21 protein-coding genes are annotated in these 22,499 nt (G+C 43.8%); 14 read left to right on the top strand and 7 right to left on the bottom strand.

Features of this window, described 5'->3' with window-relative positions; translation table 11 throughout:
* Positions 1-11: 11 nt before the first annotated feature.
* The 3 genes from V6252_RS01715 to pncB all read left to right on the top strand — a co-directional run bounded on the left by V6252_RS01715 (position 12) and on the right by pncB (position 4,447).
* Positions 12-1,934 (top strand): glycine betaine ABC transporter substrate-binding protein, encoded by a 1,923-nt coding sequence (locus tag V6252_RS01715; RefSeq protein ID WP_341609023.1) that lies wholly within the window; start codon positions 12-14, stop codon positions 1,932-1,934.
* An 84-nt stretch (positions 1,935-2,018) separates the two neighbouring features.
* Positions 2,019-2,930 (top strand): ATP-binding cassette domain-containing protein, encoded by a 912-nt coding sequence (locus V6252_RS01720; protein WP_341609024.1) that lies wholly within the window; start codon positions 2,019-2,021, stop codon positions 2,928-2,930.
* A 290-nt stretch (positions 2,931-3,220) separates the two neighbouring features.
* A complete protein-coding gene (pncB, locus tag V6252_RS01725) occupies positions 3,221-4,447 on the top strand; it encodes a nicotinate phosphoribosyltransferase (RefSeq protein ID WP_341609025.1) in 1,227 nt (408 codons plus the stop codon).
* 82 nt (positions 4,448-4,529) lie between these two features.
* On the opposite strand, the gene xseB is transcribed toward pncB, so the two are convergent.
* The 3 genes from xseB to V6252_RS01740 form a co-directional block, all read right to left on the bottom strand.
* Positions 4,530-4,775: an exodeoxyribonuclease VII small subunit gene (gene xseB / locus V6252_RS01730; RefSeq protein WP_101205385.1), complete on the bottom strand. Its 246-nt coding sequence runs from the start codon at positions 4,773-4,775 to the stop codon at positions 4,530-4,532.
* A 58-nt stretch (positions 4,776-4,833) separates the two neighbouring features.
* Entirely contained in the window at positions 4,834-6,366 is a 1,533-nt protein-coding gene (gene xseA / locus V6252_RS01735; protein WP_341609026.1) for an exodeoxyribonuclease VII large subunit, read from the bottom strand.
* A 369-nt stretch (positions 6,367-6,735) separates the two neighbouring features.
* Entirely contained in the window at positions 6,736-7,104 is a 369-nt protein-coding gene (locus V6252_RS01740) for a hypothetical protein (RefSeq protein WP_296210987.1), read from the bottom strand.
* Between the two features lie 302 nt (positions 7,105-7,406).
* Here V6252_RS01740 and V6252_RS01745 point away from each other — a divergent pair, with 302 nt between their 5' ends.
* From V6252_RS01745 to purF, 11 genes are all read left to right on the top strand, one after another.
* Complete coding sequence (locus tag V6252_RS01745) at positions 7,407-8,066, top strand: alpha/beta hydrolase (RefSeq protein WP_261868888.1); 660 nt, start codon at positions 7,407-7,409, stop codon at positions 8,064-8,066.
* Between the two features lie 133 nt (positions 8,067-8,199).
* A complete protein-coding gene (zapE, locus tag V6252_RS01750) occupies positions 8,200-9,300 on the top strand; it encodes a cell division protein ZapE (protein WP_341609027.1) in 1,101 nt (366 codons plus the stop codon).
* 122 nt (positions 9,301-9,422) lie between these two features.
* Complete coding sequence (locus tag V6252_RS01755; protein WP_341609028.1) at positions 9,423-10,091, top strand: nitroreductase; 669 nt, start codon at positions 9,423-9,425, stop codon at positions 10,089-10,091.
* 126 nt (positions 10,092-10,217) lie between these two features.
* Complete coding sequence (locus V6252_RS01760; RefSeq protein ID WP_341609029.1) at positions 10,218-11,510, top strand: NAD(P)H-dependent glycerol-3-phosphate dehydrogenase; 1,293 nt, start codon at positions 10,218-10,220, stop codon at positions 11,508-11,510.
* A gap of 57 nt (positions 11,511-11,567) precedes the next feature.
* Complete coding sequence (gene sixA / locus V6252_RS01765; protein ID WP_290177810.1) at positions 11,568-12,026, top strand: phosphohistidine phosphatase SixA; 459 nt, start codon at positions 11,568-11,570, stop codon at positions 12,024-12,026.
* Positions 12,027-12,215: 189 nt separating this feature from the next.
* Entirely contained in the window at positions 12,216-13,487 is a 1,272-nt protein-coding gene (gene gspL, locus V6252_RS01770) for a type II secretion system protein GspL (RefSeq protein ID WP_341609030.1), read from the top strand.
* Between the two features lie 32 nt (positions 13,488-13,519).
* A complete protein-coding gene (gspM, locus tag V6252_RS01775) occupies positions 13,520-14,089 on the top strand; it encodes a type II secretion system protein GspM (RefSeq protein WP_341609031.1) in 570 nt (189 codons plus the stop codon).
* A gap of 202 nt (positions 14,090-14,291) precedes the next feature.
* Entirely contained in the window at positions 14,292-14,693 is a 402-nt protein-coding gene (locus V6252_RS01780; protein WP_227526596.1) for a DUF4870 family protein, read from the top strand.
* Between the two features lie 214 nt (positions 14,694-14,907).
* A complete protein-coding gene (locus V6252_RS01785) occupies positions 14,908-15,942 on the top strand; it encodes a quinone-dependent dihydroorotate dehydrogenase (RefSeq protein ID WP_341609032.1) in 1,035 nt (344 codons plus the stop codon).
* Between the two features lie 30 nt (positions 15,943-15,972).
* On the top strand, positions 15,973-16,470 hold the full coding sequence (locus V6252_RS01790; protein ID WP_102090972.1) for a CvpA family protein: 498 nt from the start codon (positions 15,973-15,975) through the stop codon (positions 16,468-16,470).
* Positions 16,471-16,706: 236 nt separating this feature from the next.
* On the top strand, positions 16,707-18,242 hold the full coding sequence (gene purF / locus V6252_RS01795; protein WP_341609033.1) for an amidophosphoribosyltransferase: 1,536 nt from the start codon (positions 16,707-16,709) through the stop codon (positions 18,240-18,242).
* Positions 18,243-18,359: 117 nt separating this feature from the next.
* Here purF and V6252_RS01800 read toward each other — a convergent pair whose 3' ends face one another.
* The 4 genes from V6252_RS01800 to secF all read right to left on the bottom strand — a co-directional run bounded on the left by V6252_RS01800 (position 18,360) and on the right by secF (position 22,496).
* A complete protein-coding gene (locus V6252_RS01800) occupies positions 18,360-18,719 on the bottom strand; it encodes an AzlD domain-containing protein (protein ID WP_341609034.1) in 360 nt (119 codons plus the stop codon).
* Positions 18,709-19,440, bottom strand: a complete 732-nt coding sequence (locus V6252_RS01805) for an AzlC family ABC transporter permease (RefSeq protein ID WP_341609035.1) — start codon at positions 19,438-19,440, stop codon at positions 18,709-18,711. The genes V6252_RS01800 and V6252_RS01805 overlap by 11 nt, the downstream gene beginning before the upstream one ends.
* A 155-nt stretch (positions 19,441-19,595) precedes the next feature.
* Positions 19,596-21,002: an MATE family efflux transporter gene (locus tag V6252_RS01810; RefSeq protein WP_341609036.1), complete on the bottom strand. Its 1,407-nt coding sequence runs from the start codon at positions 21,000-21,002 to the stop codon at positions 19,596-19,598.
* 231 nt (positions 21,003-21,233) lie between these two features.
* Positions 21,234-22,496: a protein translocase subunit SecF gene (secF, locus tag V6252_RS01815; RefSeq protein WP_290177817.1), complete on the bottom strand. Its 1,263-nt coding sequence runs from the start codon at positions 22,494-22,496 to the stop codon at positions 21,234-21,236.
* Positions 22,497-22,499 lie beyond the last annotated feature (3 nt).

The following is a 22,499-nucleotide window of genomic DNA, read 5'->3' on the forward strand; positions in this document are numbered from 1 at the left end:
TAGGAAAGAGTATGCGCCAATGGATTGCATTGAGCTTACTGTGGATGAGCGCGATACTATTGCCTGTATCGGCGTCTGCTGCCTGCAACTCGCCGATTAAATTTGGGGCACTGACATGGGAGAGTGGGCAGTTCACCTCTGGTGTACTCAAACATATCGTAGAAGATGGGTACGGCTGCACAGTAGAAGAAGTACCAGGAGCAGGGCCTGCACTTGATACAGCACTATCACAAAATGACATTCAGGTCATCGGGGAGCAGTGGGTTGGTCGCTCGCCAATCATGGAAAAAGCCATTGAGCAGAATAAAGTGGCCATCATCGGCGATACGCTAAAAGGTGGTGCAACTCAAGGCTGGTATGTCCCGCGATACGTCTTGGAAGAGAATCCAGGACTTCGCAGCTATCAAGATTTGCCTAAATATACTGAGCTATTTAAAGACCCTGAAGACCCTGGTAAATCTCGCTTTATGAACTGCCCCTCTGGTTGGACATGTGAGATTTTTAACACACGTTTGCTAAAAACCACCGGCCTAGACAGCCTTTTTAACAACGCACACCCTGGTACGGGTGCTGCTCTCGATGCCGAAATTGCCTCCGCTTTTGAACAGCATAAGCCACTGTTATTTTACTACTGGCAGCCCACTGGACTAATGGCAAAATATGACCTTGCGCCACTAGAGTTCCCAGCTTATGAGGATGATTGTTGGCAAAATCTGCTGCTCGCTGATGGTAAGATGGATTGCGTATCAGGATTCCCAGTATCACCGTTAGGTATTGCCGTTTCTACCCCGTTTGTCGAATCCAATCCTGAACTAGCAGCTGTCTTTGAAAAGGTGCAATTTACCTCTGATGAGCTCAACGGTGCTATCTTGGAGATGAGCGAAAGTAAACGCACTGGCGATGAGCAAGCCATGGTGTTTTTGCGTGACAACCCAGAGGTTTGGCAAGCATGGTTATCCGATGAGGCCGCTACCAACCTCGCTACCAAGTTAGGCCTTAGCTTAACGGGTGCTGTCTCTACAACTACATCTAGTATCAATGCGTCAGCGCTCGCCTCAAGCTTTCCTTCATGGTCGCTTGAGACCCCACTCAATAACGCTTTAGCAAACGTCGTTCAAAGTTATGGTGATGTATTTCGTACTATTAGCACTATGGCGCTTACTTATTTGCTACTACCTATTGAACGATTATTAACGGTTATCCCGCCTTGGTTGATTATTGCATTTGTGACTGTGCTTGGCTGGCTTGGTGTTCGCAAGATTTGGTTCGCGCTGGCATGTGGTGCAGGGCTGTTTTTGATTGGCGCTTTTGGTTTATGGGGCGCACTGATTGATACTTTAGCGCTGCTTATCGTATCGGTACTAGTTACGGTGGTGATTGGTATTCCTATTGGTATCGCTATGTCAGGTAGCGAACTGCTACGCAAGATTGTGACACCAGTGCTAGATATCATGCAGACCATGCCGAGTTTTGTATATCTCATACCAGTGCTGATGTTGTTTGGTATTGGTAAAGTGCCTGCGTTATTTGCGACTGTGATTTATGCGTTGCCGCCCTTGATTCGTCTGACGACATTAGGGATTACACAAGTCAATCATGAAATGGTCGAAGCAGGACGCTCCTTTGGTAGTACGCATTTACAGCTACTTCTCTGGATTAAATTGCCACAAGCGTTGCCCAGTATTATGGCAGGTATCAATCAGGCTGTGATGATGTCACTTGCCATGGTGGTATTGGCCTCAATGATTGGTGCTCCTGGGCTTGGTGAAGATGTATTGCAGTCTATCCAAACGCTCAATATCGGTCAGGGTCTACAAGCAGGTACGGCCATCGTTATTGTTGCTATTATCATTGACCGTATCACGCAAGCATTCGGTCAAGGTAAGCGTACCCGTCAAAAAACCATAGAAGCTGGCAGACGTCCGATTGGATAAAAAATTATCTAGTGGTATATGACTGAATCCATGGTAATCGACCGAAGCCCTAATACTAAAACCACGTGAATAGTGAGAGCACCGATGAATCATATCCAATTAAAAAATATCAGTAAGATTTATAATGCCAGTAGTACGCAAGCACAGTCTGCATTGGCATTGCTGGCTGAGGGTATGGATAGCATCAAAGTAAAAGAGCAAACGGGCTATTCAGTTGGTCTGTATAATATCAATCTAGATATCAAGGCAGGCGAGTTGCATTGCATCATGGGACTGTCAGGCTCGGGCAAGTCAACGCTGATACGCCATATTAACCGCTTGATAGATCCAACCAGTGGTGAGATATGGGTAGATACTGCTCTGAATAGAGAAGATGCGACTTATACAATGGCTGATAGGCAATCAGTGACAGATAATACAAGTACGGCAGTAGAAGACAGTTCTGCTATGGCTATTAATATTTTAGCGCTCAACGATAAGCAGTTGCAGCATTATCGTCAGCAGACAGTCAGTATGGTTTTTCAGCATTTCGGCTTAGTGCCGCACATGACGGTCATACAAAACGTCGCTTATGGGCTGCGTGTTCGAAAAATGAGCGTAAACGAGCGACATGAAACGGCACGACATTGGCTCAATGAAGTCGGTCTATCGAATTTGGAAAACAGCTACCCTGATGAGTTGTCAGGGGGGATGCAGCAGCGCGTTGGTCTGGCTCGTGCCTTAGCGACGGACAATCCAATTCTACTAATGGATGAAGCATTCTCTGCGCTTGATCCGCTCATTCGCGCCCAGTTGCAAGACCAATTACTCGAATTGCAAGAGCGATTGAACAAGACCATCGTATTTATTACCCATGATATCGATGAAGCTGTCAAAGTAGGTCAGCGTATCAGTATGCTAAATGGCGGTCGACTCATACAAACGGGGACGCCAAGCGAGTTGCGGAATAATCCTGCTGATGACTATGTCGAGCAGTTTATGAGTGCAAAAGCGTAAGCTGTAATAACCACCTATGAATGGATTGTCTGGATAGACTTATACGATATTTTTATGAATGGTTTTAGGATCTGTTGAGCATACAAATGTGGTGCTGGCAGTCACTATTAATCGCAATCATTTCACTGCAATCAAAAGTGAACTCTGAAATAAATACCAAACTTCGTTATACTGAACGGTTTATCGATGGCTCATAATGAATGAGCGTGTATTGTTTATCGTCCACATATGATGTCGCTTTGTCTATCAAATGACGTTTGTTTCTTATTTTGCACTTTTAAGGCCATAGCATGACCGTTTCTTATGCACCTATTATTACTTCATTGCTTGATAATGATTTGTACAAATTTACGATGTTACAAGCCATGCTGCATCAGTTCCCGCAAACCCATGGTGTTTATCGCTTTCGCTGCCGTAACAATAAAGATGCAGCCTATCCGTTGGCTGATATCCAAAAAGATCTAGAGCAGCAGTTAGACAGCTTATGCGAATTGCGCTTTTTGCCAGATGAGCTAGAGTACTTACGTAGCCTGCGCTTTATTCGCTCAGATTTCGTTGATTATCTAGAATTATTTAAGCTAAAACGCCGCTTTATTACGGTAAGTACAGACGATAAAGGTCGCCTGTTTATCGATATCGAAGGGCCAATGATTCAAGCGATGTTCTTTGAAGTATTTGTACTAGCCATTGTCAATGAGCTGTATTTTAATGCGCTATCTAATGACAGTGTGATTGAAGAAGGGCAACATCGCCTCGATGCAAAAGTAGCACTCTTACATCAGTATGCCGATGCGCAAACTCAGTACGGTCAGGAGACGCCGCCATTTATTGTTGCGGATTTTGGCACGCGTAGACGCTTTAGTCGACGCTGGCAGGCACATGTAGTGGAGACACTACATAAAGCTGAGCCAAAGATAGTCGGTGGTACATCTAATGTGTATTTGGCCAAGCAATTAGGAATGACGCCGATAGGCACGATGGCACATGAGTTTATGCAAGCATTTCAGGCATTAGATGTGCGTCTGCGTGACTCACAAAAGGCTGCGCTTGAAGCGTGGGTGCATGAGTATCGTGGCGACTTGGGTATTGCATTGACAGACGTAGTCGGCATGGATGCGTTCTTACGTGATTTCGATTTGTATTTTGCTAAACTATTCGACGGTCTGCGTCATGATAGCGGCGACCCTTATATTTGGGGTGATAAGGCAATTGCCCATTATGAGAAGCTAAAGATAGACCCAAAAACCAAGATTCTAACTTTTAGCGATGGGTTGGATTTAGAGAAGGCGTGGGAGCTGCATCAATATTTCAAAGGGCGCATTAGAACCAGTTTCGGCATCGGCACCAATTTGACCAATGATATGGGCATTACACCGATTAATATCGTGCTTAAATTGGTAGAGTGTAATGGTCAGCCAGTGGCCAAGCTGTCTGATAGCCCAGGCAAGACCATGATCAATAATGATACGTATCTTGCCTATCTGCGCCAAGTCTTTGAGGTTGATGAACCAGAGTAAATCAAATCCAAAGCAAGTGCATTGCCAAATGAGCTTGATGCGCTTGGTTTGACTAATCAGCTGCTATTTAGTGGCTGTTTTTTTAACTATCAACACTACTGGTGGACTTTTCTTCGGCAAAGGCCGCATCCAGTGCTTGCTGTACAGCATTGATACGAGTCTCGCAAACGCGATAAGCGGCAATAGACTCTTCAACCGTTGTCATCAGATTATCAATATCAGGCTCGTCCTGTTGCTGTAGTTCAGCCGCATTGGTTTTTAAAATATCGTAAGCCGCCTTAAAGGTTTTTGGGGCGGCTTTTTTGCGTCTGCGAGTAGGGGTAGTCATAAAATTTCCTAATTGTTAAAGGTAAGTAGATGAGTAATTTGTAGATATTATTATGTGATTAAGTTGGAACGCCTGAGGTTTCCGTCGCTTTCTTATCCATAGTGACATCTATAATCTGCGCTTTTGCGTTGCCATCTTTTAAAATGATATTAACGGTTTGCTCAGGATACAGTTGGCTGCTACTAGTGAGGGTTTGCTTGTTTTGAGCATCCGTTAGCATGGTATAGCCTTGCTTGAGCACGCGAGACGGGCGATGTAATAGCACGATGTCACGTAGATGTTCGCTATCGCGCTGTGCTTGCACAATTTTCTGCTGCGCGTTCTGCATGATTGACTCTTGATAACTTTTGCTATTGGTAGCGGCTTTTACAAGTTGTTGATGCGCCAAGGTTTGCGTTTGTGTGTATCGCTCAGCCGTCAGTCTGACGGCTTGCTTTACTTGGCGCTGGGCACTTTGTTGAATACTGCGCCATGCATAGTCACTGTCTTTTCGTAGAGCGGTGAGCTGCCCAATCGTTTGCGATTGTATTTGACTTAACTGTCGCGCAGTTTGTTGCTCAGCAGTATTCAATTGACGCTGAGCCGCTTGCTTGATTTGTGCCTGATATTGTAGCGTCTGAGTGACGAGCTGGGCCAAGTGGCTATGGATAGCAGCAATCACCTTTGAGGGTGTATCAAAGCTAGTATGAGCGACTTCATCTAAGATGACTTTGTCACGTTCATGACCGATACCCACCCAGACAGGGACAGGCTGCTCAGCAACCAAAGCTGCCAACTCATAATCATTGAGATAAGCCAAATCACCAACCGCACCGCCGCCGCGAATGATGACTAGTAAGTCTGGTAGGCGTTGATAAGTATCGTAAAACTGCTGCTGGGCGCTAACGATGGCTTGACGGATTTCAGCGGGTGCATGATTGCCCTGAAAGGTTGCATTATGGTAGTGGAACTGACACGCACCTGTACTGGCTAAGCGATCGGCATCTGCTTGAAAATCTCCTAGTCCAGCCGCCTTTTCAGGAGCGATGACCAGCACATGCTCGATATCAAAAGGAGCAGGTAGCTGCTGATTAAGATGTAATAGCCCTTCACCTGTTAAGCGGTCAACCATTTCTGCATACTGCCGTGCCAAGTCGCCTAGCGTATAGCTAGGATCAATATCTTCAATGGTGATTGAAAAGCCGTACTGAGCATGGAACCCTGCCGATACTTTAAGAAGTACGGTCAAATCACGCTCAAGCGGCATACCAGTCGCACGTTCAAACTTAGCTAATACACGAGCAGCTTTGAAACGCCAGAGATTGCCACGGCAGCTGGCGACCACTTTGCCATCGTCATCTTTTTCTGCCAGTTCAAAGTAGTAATGACCACCTTTACTCGACAGATTACGAATTTCAGCTTTTACCCATACACGGTGGTCAAAAGTTTGTTTGATGACCATTTCAACCGCTGACAAGTAATCACTTAGGCGTAGGACCGTATCCTCTAGATGGTCTTCCTGCTCAGCGAGTTCCGCTTCCAAGGTAGCCAAATCTTTGGCAGGTGCTAATACTTTGGCCTGTTTAATATTTGAAAGATTGGGTTTGCGCATAATATTAGACCAAAGATAATGAAAATATAAAGACTGACGAGGATGTGCTGAATACGTAGCGGATAGTTTAACTTAAAAAAGAGAGTACAAAAAGCGAAGCCAACAAGCTTTGATTGATATATTATCTATATCGCAGTTTGTTGGCTGTTTAATCAGAGGACGATTGTATGTCACTTCATGTTAGCGGTTAGATCGTAAACCTGTTTGCGTCTAAAAGAGATTGTCGTGTAGAGAAAAGTAGATATATATTTTTAGCTAGATATAGTCGGTTCGAGATAATTTAGATACAAGGAGGGCAAGTGAAAGTGCTACAAATAGTAGGCTGAGTGAGCCTGACACTGTATCTGATTTATATGATATGGACGATATTTATTGGCAACGGAAGTTAATGGTGTATTCATAATCATCGCTACGTGACAAATCTGGTGTACCCGTGCCAAATATCGAGCCAACGACAGCACCTACTTGGCCAACCATACGGCCAGTGCGTTCGTTTAAGATACCGTTATATTTTACGTTGTCATCAACGATAATCACTTGCTTGCTTCGACAAGTTTTTTGAGCACTATCGATCGCATTTTGTTGTGCTTTGACCTTGGTATCAGCGATACCGGTTGTCTCATAGATAGAGTTGGCACGCTGAATCACGGGTGAAGAAGGCGTACTCTGACAGGCGCTCAAAGCAAGTGCAACCACTAACGTAGCCGTCAAACTGGCAGTTTTATTAAAAGTATTCATAAATAATTCCTGATTTATATAAGCAGAACGTCTTAGCTATAGGCAAAGCTTTATGAATGTAGCTTATCTAGATATTACCTGTCTAGACAGTTATTGTGTGCTGTATTACCGGTATATTGCCGATGAACCATGCCCTAGATATAAATCAATTTAAAACTTCAAGAACAGCAATATTCCAAAACGGCAGACAACCGTTATTGACCAAAAATAAAACAAGTCGCATCCGTACACAGCAAATCACTTGAAATATAAATTGTATCTAGGATAATTGAGCCATTCATTTTTTATTAATAAGTAATACTATGCAATTGATTCCTGCTCCTGCTGGCGTGCTCGAGGTTGACGCACTGTGGCAAAATGACAATCCCAATGACCCAAGTACAGACACGGTGGCGCTGCTGTGCCATCCCAATCCTTTGTTTGATGGTACGATGAATAACAAAGTGGTCACCACCATGTATCGCTTTGCCCGTGATAATGGTATGCACGTGGTGCGCTTTAACTTTCGCGGCGTTGGCCAATCGACAGGCGAGCATGATTATGCGGAAGGTGAAGTGGTCGATGCAATGACCGTGCTACAATGGATTGCTGAACAAACCAATGCTCGAAAGCTATGGCTGGGTGGCTTTTCTTTTGGTGGCTATGTTACTGCACGCGTGGCTGAGCAAGTGCTTGAAGCCGCACATATATGGGGACTGGATGACTTTGAAGTGACGAAAATCGCCCTTATCGCACCATCAGTCGAAAAAAACGACAGTACTGATATTAATTTGCCTGCGGATAGAACTTTTGAGATTTATGGTAATGCGGATGAGGTGATTGAACCTGATAATATGCAGGCATTTGCAGACCGATTAGGTATTGAAGTCAGCGTGGTCGATGGCGCGGGTCATTTCTTCCATGGTCGCTTGTCAGAGCTCAAAGGTTTATTAGACAAGCATAGCTTTGGGCAGGACAGCTAAGTTTATTCATAGCTAACTCAGCTTGATAGTTTCCGTTTTGATATGTTTTAGCATGGCTTGCTTGGCAGCACCAGCGTTATGCTAAATTATCCTACTATTTTGATATTTATTTAATTCAACGATGAGTCGTATTATGAGTTTATCTCCATTGCAACGTTACGAGAAAGCCGTCAGTACAGATGAGTTTACTCGGGATGAGCAGCAATTTCAGGCCATGAGCTATCTTGATGAGATATACCATCAGCTCATCAATAGTGCACCGCAAAAGAAAGGTTTTTTTGGCTTTTTAAAATCTAAGCCTGTCGCGCCAACGGGTCTTTATATGTGGGGCGGTGTTGGCCGCGGCAAAACGTGGATGATGGACATGTTTTATGACTCGTTGACCATCGAGCGCAAGATGCGTCTGCATTTCCATCATTTTATGCAGCGTGTCCATAGAGAGCTTAACAAACTACAAGGTGAGAGCGATCCACTCGAAAAAGTCGCTGATATTATTTATAACGAAGCGGTTATCATCTGTTTTGATGAGTTTTTTGTTTCTAACGTCTCTGATGCCATGATATTGGGCGATTTGTTCACTATGCTGTTCAATCGCGGTATTACTTTGGTTGCTACTTCAAACATTGAGCCAGCTGGATTGTATAAAGATGGCTTACATCGTGACCGTTTTATGCCTGCCATTGCGGAAGTTGAGCGTCATACGACGGTAATGAATATCGACTCGGGAATTGATTATCGTCTGCGCGTATTGCAGCAAGCTGAATTATACGAAGCGCCGCTTACTAAGGCGAACTATCATTGGCTAGCCAACCGTTTTGCGAGCTTGTCAAATAATCAGAAAATCAGTAAAGAGCCCATTACTATCAATGGACGAGAAGTAAAAATCAACGCTTGTACCGAAGATATCTTATTCTGTGACTTCCGTCATCTCTGTATGGCACCGCGATCAGCCGCTGATTTTATTGAGCTTGCCAAACGATTTAGCACTGTTTTAGTTGACTCTGTGCCAGCACTAGATGACGACTTGCGTGATCCAACGCGCCGCTTTATTTATCTCGTCGATGAGTTTTATGATCGCCGTGTAAAACTATTGGTACGGGCAGAGCAGCCTATTCTAGACTTGTACCAAGGAGAAAAATTGGCGTTTGAGATTGAACGTACTCGTTCACGCTTGCTTGAGATGCAGTCAGAAGACTACCTACGCATGGATCACCGAGTTGAAGATGTTGCGTAGTTTATCGTTGAGTTGAGACTGCCTAATGTGTAGCTCTCAACTGCTCTATAGCTGTTAAAAAATAAGAAAATGATATTATAAATAATAAGTAGTGATAGATAATAATAAATAAGGATAAAACAATGACTACAACTGACAATGTTGATAATGAAAGCCAAGAAATAGAAGACAACAAACTGTCTATTAAGAATGTAGCAGCGAATGACATATCATCTACCAGTGACGAGCTGATAGGTTGGATAAATTCAAGACGCAGTATGGGCAATCTAGATGAGCCAGCACCGACGCGTGCGCAGATTGAGTCTGCCATTGAGTGTGCGGCAACTGCGCCAGATCATAAAAAATTGCGTCCGTGGCGGTTTATTGTGACGCAAGGTGAAGCGCGCCACGAGTTAGGCCGTGCCTTGCTCGAAGCTGCCCAAGCAAAAGCGCTACAAGATGGCGAAGAGTTGTCTGAAAAAACCATCACTAAAACTAAAAATATGCCGCTGCGAGCGCCGCTAATCATAACGGCTGTGACTCAAATGCAAGAACACAAAAAAGTGCCACCTTTTGAGCAGATGCTCAGTGCAGGTGCTGCTGTACAAAATCTAATCTTGGCATTAAAGGCCCAAGGATTTAGTACCGTTTGGCGCACTGGGCTGCTATGCAATGAGCCTGCAGTAAAAGCATATTTTGGTGTAGGCCCAGATGATTATGTGACCGCTTTTGTTTATACTGGCACAAGTCCCAAGGATGAGTCCAAACGCAAACCTATTGATATCGAACCGCTAGTTCGCTTCGAGTCGTAATGTAGCTTAGTACTGTCTATTTATAAGATTATAATTGCACAAAGTTGTAATTCAAAGATAATAAGGCCAGTAGCTGAGCACGATAGATTCTATTGATAACACGTCAGTCAACACGGATAAAAGAACATGACAAGCCCTAACAATAGTAATAAAAACAACACCAGTGCTAATAATGAAGCGGACAAAGAGTCATCTGAAAAGCAGAATGGTATGCTTGCAGGTATTCTTGAGCGAGCAACCAAGTCAGGTCTCGGCCGTAAAAAATCAAATCCTAGCCCTGTTGAATCCGCTGTGGCAAAGGATATGGCCGACATTCATAGCAATCCTACCAAGCTGCGTTTGGCGTTTTTAGGTGGTGGTAGCTTTGGTACGGCAATGGCAAATTTAGCCGCACGTAATGGCTGTGATACCACGCTATGGGTACGTAATAAGCGTACGGTAAAAGCGATGGCCAAAACACAGACCAATAAAAAGTATCTACCAAGCTATAAGCTTGATGATCGACTGAAATACAGCCATGATTTGGCGGCAAGTGTCAAAGATAAAGACATTGTTTTTATCGCTGTGCCAGGTTTGGCCTTTCGCGAAACGCTAAAAAACATCGCGCCTTTTATCAGTGGTCAGTCTATTGTATCGTTGACTAAAGGTATGGAAAAAGACACCTTTGCGATGATGAGTGATATTATTAAAGAAGTGCTTCCAGAAGTGAATTTTGGCGTCATGTCAGGGCCGAACCTCGCTATCGAAATCATGAAAAATATGCCGTCTGCTACGGTTATCGCAAGTGAGTCGGAACCATTACGTCATGCCGTACAAGCAGCATTACATAGTGCCTTCTTTAGGGTATTTGCTAGTGATGATATACGCGGCGTCGAGCTTGGCGGCGCGCTCAAAAACATCTACGCAATTGCCATGGGTATGGCGGCCGCTTATGAAGTAGGTGAGAATACGAAGGCGATGATTCTTACTCGTGCTTTGGCAGAAATGAGTCGTTTTGGTGTTGAGGAAGGTGCCAATCCGCTCACTTTCTTGGGCTTGTCAGGGGTTGGTGATTTATACGCCACTTGTAGCTCAGAGCTGAGTCGTAACTATCGTATCGGTAATATGCTTGGACGCGGCATGAGTATTGATGCCGCGGTCAAGAAGCTTGGCCAAACTGCTGAAGGGGTGAATACCATTCAGCAAGTACATGAAAAGGCGACCAAAGCGGGTATCTATATGCCAATTACCCATGCGCTCTATGCGGTCATTTATGAAGACAAGGCTGCTTTAGGCGTTGCGCTACATCTGATGGAAGCTGGGTTCCGTAGCGATGTTGAGTTTGTCATGGCGCATGATCATAGCAATGCAGCACTTACCGCTCATATGAAAACCTCTGGTAGCAATACCAAAAGCAAAGACAGCGATGTTGATAAGTAAGACACATCATTAAAAATTAGTATCAAGAGAGTCGAACTTAGCGCTCCAAGGAAGGTTATGAAAATTATATTAGTACGTCATGGTCAAGCAGAAGACGAAACACGTCCAGATAGCGCGCGTCAGCTGACGGACTTTGGTCAGCAGCAAGCAGCGCAAACGGCAGAGTATGTGACCACTCACTATAGTCCAGATCGTTTTGTGGTTAGCCCTTATATTAGAGCGCAGCAAACTTTATCTGCGTTCCAGTCGCGAGCGCCGCAAGTAGCTTCATCTGTGCAGGACAATATAACGCCCTCGGATGATGCTCGCCAAGCTCTGATAGATATTGCCAATATTGAAGCTGAGTGTTTGGTTGTTGTTTGTCATATGTCTATCGTCGCTTATATCGCGGGATTGCTGACAGGCGATTATCCTGAGTCATTTTCTCTAGCGGAAGCCAGAGTGTTTGACATGGAGTTTGTGATGACTGGCATGGCAACGGAAGTTGATCGTTTTGTTCCTGACCAGCCGTACTAGACTAGATACTCTAATATTTTGATTAGGGACGTTTTGCTAGAGCAGAATTGATTGAATATAACGGATTTGAAATGGTATTGGCGAGAAGCATGCCAATTATTAATTGTATAAAGTCATCTAGCTCTTTCAAAAACCGCATAAGCCTTAACGATATTTTGATAACCGCAGCAATAATTGAGGACACGTTTAGTGTTACATGTTTGGTTACGAGCGCAGCATAGCCCGATAGCTGTCTGGCACGAAGATGTACAGCAGTGGCAAATGGTTGACGGTTGGCAACAGCTGCAAACAATCTATGGTAACTATAAGTCCAGTAGCCCAAAGGCGCTTTGTCTATATTTTCCCTCAAGTCATGCATTGCACGTGGACACAGCGCTTAATGCTGCTCAGCTTAAACAGCTTGGTAATAGCGGCAAGCAATATTTATTTGAAGAAACGTCATTAACGCCTATTGAGCAATTAAACATCCGTCAATTGAGCAATGCTGATACGACGCAACTGTATGCACTGGCACAAAACGACATTGAATCCTGGCAACAAAGCGCGCAGCTAGCCGGTATGAATATAGTGGCGTTACTGCCAGATTTTTTATTGTTGCCACCGCCAGAAGAGGGCGCAGGTCAACAAGTAACTCTTTATCAAGATTCACAGACTATGCTGCTGCGCCAATCATTGCGTCAGGGTATGGCCGTCAGCTATTTACCGCTAATGTTTGAGCGCTTCCCGCATTTGAGTGAGGTAATGGTGCTGCTCTCTATTGACGCACCTATTGACGCATCGGTTAACTCACTAGATTCATCATCGTCCATGGATTTAGTAGCGCAAACTGAAGCGTTGATCGCCGATCATCAGCTGCTACTGACGACCCTGCCTACAGTACCTAAGCCAATTGACAGTCCCGAACGTCACGCGCTCAATTTCTTTATGAAATCTACTGACTCACAACTATCACCATATTTGCGAGTGGCAATGATGGTTGCGCTATCAGCGTTAGTGCTGCAAATGGCAACCGATGGTGTGCAGTGGTATAAGTATAATGAAGCAACCGCCGCAACCAAGACTGCAATTGCGGCACAATATCAGTCTTGGTTCGCCGATGAGCCACTGAGTACGCGCACCAAACTGCAAGTACAGCTGCAACCAAAACTGCGTAGCGATAGCCAAGCGCCTGCATCGCATATGGCCGCACTGTCACGCATATCACCGTTAATTAAACAGTCCTCATTGCATGCACAGTCACTGGTAATGCAGCCATCAGCGCTCAGTTTTACCTTGATTGCTCCAGATCGCGGTAGCCTTGATAAATTCACAAGCACACTGGTAGCGCAAGGCTTGAATGCCAAACTTGCGCAAGTGAATAGTAACGAGCAAGGTCAGTTTAGTGGTCAAGTCACTGTCAATGTGATAGAAAATAATATTGCAGAAAACAGCGACATGGCAAGCAATGCGACAGCGTCGTAACTCATCAAGGTATTGGTAATAAAGGTCAAAACATGAAACGATTACAACGCCGTACCAAACGCAATGCAGCTGTCTCTGCAACCAGTACTAAGGCTCATGTATTGTCAGAGCGTATGAATAATTATCAAAATGTACTAACGACGCGCTGGCAAGCATTACCTCCCCGTGATCAGCTAGCATTAGCTGTATTATCCGTATTTCTACTGTTGTTTATAGGCGGCTATGGTGGCTATAGCGTTCATCAAGCAGCGAGCGATAGTAAGAGTGACTATCAGGAGCAAGTGGCAGATTATTTTTGGTTGCGTGCTCAGGCAGGTAATATTGATAGTAGTGCATTGAATACTGGGAATAACGCTACTGGAGAGGTTGATATGCCTCCTGCTAGTCGTATTAACGCGCTGCTCAATAACTCAGGTATAGCAGGTGCTCAGGTAGTTGCGACTGGCGATGCAGTACAATTGAGCTTTACGCATCCTAGTCAAGCGGTCGTCAGCACTGCATTGGGTAAGCTTGAACAGCAAGGCTGGCAATTTACACAGTTATCTATGCAGCAAGACCTGACCAATAAATCTATTCAGGTACAAGCAACGGTCACTTCTTAAAATGCATCATTTTGTGATAAGTATTTTAGATGCTTATATCACTGTGTGCTTTTTACTCGACACTCGATATTAGACAGTAGAATACTGCTGTATCGTTGGTATCATTGAAAAGCCATTTATCCGGCTCCATTAAATAGTTAACCATATGACTATTGAACAAAAATATTACCAGTAAGGAAAACCTCACATAATGCGGGACAGTATGAGCAACGATAAGCGCCGTTCTTTAATTACTTATAACCACATCACTTATTTCCTATATGTGATCAGCTACTTTACCGCGGGTCTGTTGTGGATTGTGCCGATTGTCATGAACTATGCTAAGCGCCATGATGCTAATGGGTCATGGTTAGCCACGCATTTCGATTGGCAAATTAAGACCTTTTGGTACAGTATTGTTTGGTTCGTCATTGGCATCATTTTGATTACCTTTGCACTAGGCGGCTTTGGCGTTAGCGTATTGGCGGATAGTGGCAATATCGCTATTGGCTCAATATTATTGGCTGGTCTTGGTTTGCTGATTATGACCTTTACCTTTATCTGGCATTTATATCGCATTATACGTGGTTGGATTGCGTTGACTGATGGGCGTCCAGTACCGTAGATGTTTAAGAGTACCTTCGTGCTATATCTTTAACTTAGAAAACGACAATTCATCGTTATGTAGCAGAGACTCATCAGTATTGGTTACTGCTTAAATGTAGAAATTTAGCGACTGAAACTTTGCTCTTATTTCTGTTAAGCTGATATAATCGCTGCGCCCGATTTCATTCGCATTTTTTATTCACTATTTCTTCCAAGCAGGGTCTGCCATCACTATGTCTTATGCCTTACTTCGTCCTTTTTTGTTTAATATGGATCCCGAACACGCCCATGAGATGACACTATCTTTATTGGATAAGGCGCATAAAGCGCGTGTTTTAGGCTTGGCGTATGGTCAGTCAATGCAACCAACAGACTGTATGGGTTTGCAGTTCTCTAACCCAGTTGGTCTGGCAGCAGGCTTGGACAAAAACGGCGATTATATTGACGCGCTGGCTGAGTTAGGATTTGGTTTTATAGAAGTAGGAACCGTCACGCCAAGACCGCAAGTAGGCAACGACAAGCCAAGACTATTTAGAATCAAGCAAGCAGACGCAATTATCAATCGTATGGGCTTTAACAATGAAGGCGTTGATTATCTAATCGACAATGTTAAACGCTGTAAATATAAAGGCAATATCGGAATCAATATTGGCAAAAATGCCGATACGCCGGTAGAGCAAGCCGCCGATGATTATGTGTATTGCTTAGAGCGTGTGTATCCGCATGCTTCATACATTACGGTCAACATCTCATCGCCAAATACCAAAAACTTACGTGATTTGCAAAGTGGTGAAGCGCTGACTCAGCTGATGGATACGATTAAAAACCGTCACAGTCAGTTAGCTACTGAATATGGTTTTTATGTCCCATTAGTGCTTAAAGTTGCTCCAGATTTAGAGCCATTACAAGTTGATTATATCTCACAGCAATTAATAGACTTTGAAATTGATGGTTTGATTGCGACCAATACGACATTGAGCCGCGTAGGTGTCGAAGACTTGCGTGATGGTGATCAAATGGGTGGTCTATCGGGTCGTCCTGTAAGTCATATTAGTACCCAGATTTTGCAACAATTCTCTGATCAGTTAGATGGTAAAGTCGCTTTGATAGGCGTAGGCGGTATTGATAGTAGTGCCAAAGCCGTCAAAAAAATCGAAGCAGGCGCAGACATGGTACAGCTCTATACGGGGCTTATTTATCGTGGTCCTGGGCTGGTGCAGTCTTGCATTCAGGCAATCGGTGGCTATTACGATGCCATGGAAAGCTAATCCAATAAATAAGGTAATAAGGCGTAAAGCATGAGTGGTTTAGATATTGTGATTGCTATCGTTGTCTTGATTGGCTTATGGCGCGGCTTTCAAGTAGGACTGATTAAAACAGCAATAGGCTTGGTAGGTTGGTTTATCGCCCTTATCGCTGCTACTAGGCTAGCAGGAGTGGTGTCGCCCCAATTGACGGGTATCGTACAAAACCCTGTGTTACAGATGGCCATGGCTTTTTTATTGGTAGTGATTGCCATATTGGCAGTCATGCATCTGATGGCTTTTGTGTTCTCAGGCGTGCTTAAAACCTTACGTTTGGGCGTCTTGGACAAAATGGCGGGCGGCGTACTGGGTGCTGCCAAAAACGTACTAATGGTCTTGGTTGTACTGAGCGTCAGTGCGCCATTGCTAGTACAGATGCCGCAGTGGCAAACCTCAGTACTAGCGCCTGAGCTAATGCCATATGCACCGATGGGCAAGGCGTTGGTATCAGACGTATTGGGCATGGCGTGGGATCAGGTCAATCAGTCGTAACTGTTTAATTGCCTATTATTTTATCTAACTGTCTATTATTTTACTTCTTTTTATACTTCTAAATGTTTGCACGGGTCACTGATAATCAAAAATAGATTATCGAAAAATCTCGTTAAGTTTCTTACAATATCATCAGGTTAGCGGCGTGCGACAGTGAATGAGTTTAGCAATATACTGTCGTTAAGTTTGCCGTTATTGTCGTACTAATGTATGAGTCAAAATAGGATATAGCTATTATGTGTGGAGTCATTGGAGTTGCAGCTCACGAACCAGTCAATCAGATTCTTTATGACGGTTTGACGATGCTACAGCATCGCGGGCAAGATGCAGCAGGTATTGTCACTTTGCAAGATGGGCGACTCTATCTACGTAAAGAAAATGGCATGGTGCGTGACGTATTTATGAATCGTCATATGATGAAACTGGTTGGTAAGTTCGGTATCGGTCACGTTCGTTACCCGACAGCTGGTACTTCTAGCAGCGCCGAAGCGCAGCCATTTTATGTTAACTCACCATATGGTATTACCCTTGCGCATAATGGTAACTTGACCAATGCTGAGAGTTTGGCCAAATCTTTGTATATCGAAGATCGCCGCCACCTTAATACTGACTCAGATTCTGAAGTACTGTTAAACGTACTGGCACATGAGATGCAGAATCTAGGCAAAACACATCCAACTGCTGATGATATCTTTGAAGCAGTAAAAGCTGTCTATAAACGCTGTGAAGGTGCTTACGGCGTTGTCGCTTTGATCACGGGTCATGGTTTACTGGCATTCCGCGATCCAAACGGTATCCGTCCACTTATCTTTGGTAAGCGTATGGCACCGAATGGCGGCACTGAGTATATGGTTGCCTCTGAATCAGTTGCCTTGACAGGTTCTGGCTTTACTATCGTTCGTGATGTAAAACCAGGCGAAGCAATTTTCATTGATTTGAACCATAAGCTACATACGTATCAGTGCGTCGAGCAAAAAGAATACACGCCTTGTATCTTTGAATATGTTTACTTTGCTCGTCCAGATTCGATTATGGACAACATCTCAGTTTATAAATCACGCCTACGCATGGGTGAAAAACTGGCAGATAAAATCCTTGCTGAATGGGGTGATGATCACGATATCGATGTGGTCATTCCAATTCCAGATACATCGCGTACTTCAGCGATGGAGCTGGCGCTAAAAATGAACGTCAAGTACCGTGAAGGGTTTATGAAAAACCGCTACATCGGTCGTACGTTTATTATGCCAGGTCAGCAGCAACGTAAAAAATCAGTTCGCCAAAAGCTGAGCGCTGTGCCACTAGAGTTCAAAGGTAAAAACGTACTGTTGGTTGATGATTCTATCGTTCGTGGTACGACTTGCCATGAAATCATTCAAATGGCACGAGATGCTGGTGCTAACAAGGTGTTTTTTGCCAGTGCTGCGCCACCAGTGAAATTTCCAAACGTATACGGCATTGATATGCCCGTACGTAGCGAACTTATTGCTTCGGGTAATAGCGTTGAAGAAGTACGTGATATCATCGGCGCTGATCGTTTGATTTTCCAAGATTTGGATGATTTGATCGACGCGGTAAAAGATACCAAGCATAGCCGAGTGGAAGGTTTTGATTGTGCTGTATTTAACGGCTGTTACATCACTGGTCAGATTAATGAAGCATATCTTGATCACTTGCAAGAGCAGCGTAACGATACTGCCAAAACGGGTAAAAAAGGCGTACAAATAGTGGCTGATACCCCAGTTGATATGATGGGTGTAGAAGAGCTTTAAGCTGAACTAAAACCATTATTCTGAAATAAGAAAAAGCTAGATTCTAAATAGAATCTAGCTTTTTTATGTTTAAAATATCGCTAAGGGTACTAACCTATATATAAGTGAACGAAATTTTTAGCCTAAGAAACTGTTAAATAACCAAAACAGACCATTGATTGCTGCGATACCGACAACCATACTGACCAAAAGCTGACGGCTGATATGATAGATAAACAATACCAAAATAAGTGCACCGACTTGTGCCATTAATAGATGTAATTCGGTATTGCTTAAAGTAACAGTCGTCGATAAGTCCTGATAGGAGAGGCTAGTTAAAATTAGCAGCACCATCACTGATAATGGCAAACTCTCATTTAATCGATGTAGCCAAGGTGTGTCTAGTAGCTTTCTAGGTATCAGTGCGGGTAGCGCACGAGTGATAAAGGTCACTGCTGCCATGGCCAGCGTAGCAAAAATAAGATAACTACTGGTCATAAGAGTCTCCCATCTTTTGATGCTCTATCCAAAACCCACGTACCAAAATCATAAACATACAGATAGTGATGGCTACTAATAGCAACCAGTCACTGGTAAATAGCGAAGCAATGATTAAGCCAAGCACAGCAATACCAATCGGGAAGTAGCGTTTGATACTTTGAAACTGCTCATAAGCGAGAATCGCAAACAGACAAACCAACGCAAAATCTAAATTTGGCACCAAGTCACTGAGCGTACTACCTATCATGACGCCAACCGTACTCGCCAGCACCCACCAACTTTGGTTAAATAAGCTGATAGGAAGTATTAGCGCTCGTCGTGACTCATTTGGTAAGCTTGTCATGATCGAAAAAGTCTCGTCGGTCAAAGCGAACAGACAATACGTCTTGGCCAGCTTGTTTTTCGGTAAATACTGTAATAACGGCATACCATAGAATACATGACGTAGATTAATCGCAGCAATATTGGTGGCGATATTGCCAATCGGTAGGCCAGCGCTTAGCATTGGTAGACAAGCGTACTGAGCTGCACCAGCATAGAGAACGATACTGAGCATAATCGTTGCCCATATCGGGATACCTGCTACCTGTGCGAGTACACCAAAGGCAATACCGGCAGGCAGATAGCCCATAGCAACTGGCAAGCTTTTCTTAAAGCCTTCAGCCCAGTGGTAGCGGTTTTCATGCTGATGGCTTAATTCATTTGAATGAGTATTCACATGACATCCTAAATTTTTCTTATGATATTTTTATAAATCTATCGATATAAAAATTATTGATTCAAACTGTATTGCTGCAAAATTAAAAAGTAAAAAACGAGCTTAATAAAAACGTTCTATCGAAAATTGATAGAGCAAACATAATATAAAATTAACTAAGTTTCAGGTTGTAGTTTTTCATAACTGCCAGTCTGATTGGCACGGTACAAAAACCCACCTAGGATGACTAGTCTCAATAATAATAGACACCACACGCTAAGCCAAATACCTGTCATATCCCATTGCTGATAGAGCACCCAGCTCAATGGGAAGAAAATAGCAGCCAGTATCAGCGCCGCATTACGAATCACACTACCAGCCGTCAAACCAAAAAATATCCCATCCAGCCAATAGGCACCAACACCGACAAGAGGCAACAACACGGCATATAAATGGTAGTCATAGGCGAGGGTAAACACCGACTCAATATTCGTCATAAATCCCAAATACGTAGGCATTGCAAGCCACCAAATGGCGCTCAACATGATAGCAAGGCCATAACTAACCACGCCTGTACGCTTTATGATAATACGAAAACGTGGCCAATCACGTCTCCCTGCAGCTTGTCCACTCAGCGTTTCAGCAGAGACAGCGACGCCATCTAAAGCGAAGGCAGATATACTTAATACTTGCAATAAAATAGCATTAGCCGCCAGTATGACATCACCGCTTTGCGCAGACAGTCGAGTAATCCAAGCAAAGCTTAGCGTTAAAATAAGGGTACGTACAAAGATATCTTTGTTTAAAGAAAATAGCCTAAGCATTTTTTCTTTCGTAAAATACTGTCGATCCGCTTTGAATAATACAGACCACGATACTTTTAGATGTTGGCGACTCAACCATAATGCCATCAGTATTCCAAACCAAAATGCGATAGTCGTTCCCAGTGCGACACCAGCCAATCCCATTTGCATTGCAAATACAAAAAACAGAGTCAGTACGATATTAAGTACAGCAATAAAGCCCTGCTGATAAAGCATATAACGGGTCTTACCCTGTCCTGCAAACCAACCGATAAATGCAAAATTCATCAGCTCCGCAATCACGCCCCAAAAGCGTACGTCTAAATAGGTTTTCGCCGCGCGTCCACTTTCAGGATTAGCTGATAGTGCTTGTAAGCCAAAATCAATCAGCCATGGCTTTGCCAGTAGTAATATCCCTCCGATAACAAATGCCAATAGTAACGCGCGCTGTAGGATAGACAGTAAAGGCGTAGGTGCTAATACGGCTGATGTATTGCTAGTATTATTAGCTAATTGTCCCAATGCCTGCGCAGCAAGTCCAGATGATGCATACTGCAAAAAGTTAAAGCTAACAAGCAATAGCGACAGCAGTTGTATGGCTAAACCCATACCAGCAAGTTTCGCTGTGTCATTCATATTGCCGACAATGGCCGTATCAATCACGCTCTGCAATGGCATAGCCAAATTGGCGAGTAGCACAGGCAATGCAATCGCGACAATACGCTTATAGCTTGTGTCAATAGGTGGCATCGCTTGAGAAGTTGCTGAATTAGCTGACATGGGTAGCTCGTTTATACGTGAACGATAAAGAGGTGTGTTCGTTAAATGATAATAAAATTGTAAGGCAGTACATTTAATATAAGAGACAAAATAGCTATAAAGACAAAAGCACCTAGACTCATTATTCATGAGTCAGGTGCTCTTATTTAAACGTTGTAGCTGTACAATCAGTAATTATATAAAGTGTGATAACACGCTAGTTCAACGTATCAATCTATCTAATATACCTTACTAAACGTTGTCTTGCTCAAACATTTTTGGATCGTTGAAAGTAACGATTTCTTCTTCAAACTCTGGTTTCACTTTTACGATAAAGTCATCACGCGATAGACCCATGCGCAGCGGAATCGAACTGGCAATATAAGTCGATGAGTAAGTACCCGCAAGCAAACCAATAAACAGAGCTACTGAGAACCAGTATAGTCCATCACCGCCCAAGAAGAGCATGGCTAGTACGACCAATAGAACAGTTGAGATGGTCATAATCGTACGGCGTAGCGTTTCGGTCAACGACAAATCAATCGTCTGTTCTGGCGTAATTCCGCGAACACGGCGGAAGTTTTCACGGATACGGTCATAGACAACGATCGTATCGTTCAATGAATAACCAATCAATGCCAATACCGCAGCCAATACCGTCAGATCAAACGGGAAACCGAATAGTGCAAATACACCAATGGTTACGACGGCATCATGGAATAGAGACAGTACAGCACCTAGAGACAGTTTGAACTGGAATCGTAGGGCAACATAGCCAAGCATACATACCAGTGCCAATACCAATGCCATGACTGAGTTTAGATAAACCTCATTACCAACTTGGCTACCAATGATATTGACGTTGCTAATTGTAGCGGTGTTGCTAGGTAGTGCCAATGCTTGCGTCAGATTTGCGCTTAGCCCATCGACGTTATCAGACTGAGGGGGTAGACGTACTAATAGCTCTTCTCGCGTACCTAAGTACTGTACAACTGCATCATCGAAGCCATTGTCTGCTAGTGCTTGTACAACAGCAACTTGCTCAACAGGCTGCTCATAGCGTACATCAGCAGAGACACCACCAGTAAAGTCAAGACCTAAGTTCAGACCATTTACCGCGATAGCAATGATACTACCGATTACCATAAATAAAGATAGTAATGCCATCGGCTTTTCTATTTTCATAAATGGAATGATACGCTGGTTGCCAACTGCCTTGATGCCACCTTCAGCGACAGCTGCGGCATCATCAGCAGCGTCACCTGATATTACGTCAGAATCAACAGCGGTAGACAGTGCTTGACTGTCTTTGGCATTTTGACCTTTACCGCCGCGACGACTAGAGCTTTTTCCTGACTTTGCGGTAGTAGGGTTATTGGTTTTAGTATTACTACCTTTACCATCACGACGCGGTTTGTTACGGCGACGCGTACTTGCATTGGTCGTGTCACCGTTTGAGCCATTTCGATCAGGATTATTCTGCTGTTCTAAAGGGTTGTTATTATCGATCGCCATAAT

Source organism: Psychrobacter proteolyticus (genome assembly GCF_038155145.1).
Lineage (GTDB): Bacteria > Pseudomonadota > Gammaproteobacteria > Pseudomonadales > Moraxellaceae > Psychrobacter > Psychrobacter proteolyticus_B.

Excerpts from the sequence above, each read along its gene's own strand:
- V6252_RS01715 (WP_341609023.1), top strand. The coding sequence starts at position 12 with ATGCGCCAATGGATTGCATTGAGCTTACTGTGGATGAGCGCGATACTA.
- V6252_RS01720 (WP_341609024.1), top strand. The coding sequence starts at position 2,019 with ATGAATCATATCCAATTAAAAAATATCAGTAAGATTTATAATGCCAGT.
- pncB (WP_341609025.1), top strand. The coding sequence starts at position 3,221 with ATGACCGTTTCTTATGCACCTATTATTACTTCATTGCTTGATAATGAT.
- xseB (WP_101205385.1), bottom strand. The coding sequence starts at position 4,775 with ATGACTACCCCTACTCGCAGACGCAAAAAAGCCGCCCCAAAAACCTTT.
- xseA (WP_341609026.1), bottom strand. The coding sequence starts at position 6,366 with ATGCGCAAACCCAATCTTTCAAATATTAAACAGGCCAAAGTATTAGCA.
- V6252_RS01740 (WP_296210987.1), bottom strand. The coding sequence starts at position 7,104 with ATGAATACTTTTAATAAAACTGCCAGTTTGACGGCTACGTTAGTGGTT.
- V6252_RS01745 (WP_261868888.1), top strand. The coding sequence starts at position 7,407 with ATGCAATTGATTCCTGCTCCTGCTGGCGTGCTCGAGGTTGACGCACTG.
- zapE (WP_341609027.1), top strand. The coding sequence starts at position 8,200 with ATGAGTTTATCTCCATTGCAACGTTACGAGAAAGCCGTCAGTACAGAT.
- V6252_RS01755 (WP_341609028.1), top strand. The coding sequence starts at position 9,423 with ATGACTACAACTGACAATGTTGATAATGAAAGCCAAGAAATAGAAGAC.
- V6252_RS01760 (WP_341609029.1), top strand. The coding sequence starts at position 10,218 with ATGACAAGCCCTAACAATAGTAATAAAAACAACACCAGTGCTAATAAT.
- sixA (WP_290177810.1), top strand. The coding sequence starts at position 11,568 with ATGAAAATTATATTAGTACGTCATGGTCAAGCAGAAGACGAAACACGT.
- gspM (WP_341609031.1), top strand. The coding sequence starts at position 13,520 with ATGAAACGATTACAACGCCGTACCAAACGCAATGCAGCTGTCTCTGCA.
- V6252_RS01780 (WP_227526596.1), top strand. The coding sequence starts at position 14,292 with ATGAGCAACGATAAGCGCCGTTCTTTAATTACTTATAACCACATCACT.
- V6252_RS01785 (WP_341609032.1), top strand. The coding sequence starts at position 14,908 with ATGTCTTATGCCTTACTTCGTCCTTTTTTGTTTAATATGGATCCCGAA.
- V6252_RS01790 (WP_102090972.1), top strand. The coding sequence starts at position 15,973 with ATGAGTGGTTTAGATATTGTGATTGCTATCGTTGTCTTGATTGGCTTA.
- purF (WP_341609033.1), top strand. The coding sequence starts at position 16,707 with ATGTGTGGAGTCATTGGAGTTGCAGCTCACGAACCAGTCAATCAGATT.
- V6252_RS01800 (WP_341609034.1), bottom strand. The coding sequence starts at position 18,719 with ATGACCAGTAGTTATCTTATTTTTGCTACGCTGGCCATGGCAGCAGTG.
- V6252_RS01810 (WP_341609036.1), bottom strand. The coding sequence starts at position 21,002 with ATGTCAGCTAATTCAGCAACTTCTCAAGCGATGCCACCTATTGACACA.
- secF (WP_290177817.1), bottom strand. The coding sequence starts at position 22,496 with ATGGCGATCGATAATAACAACCCTTTAGAACAGCAGAATAATCCTGAT.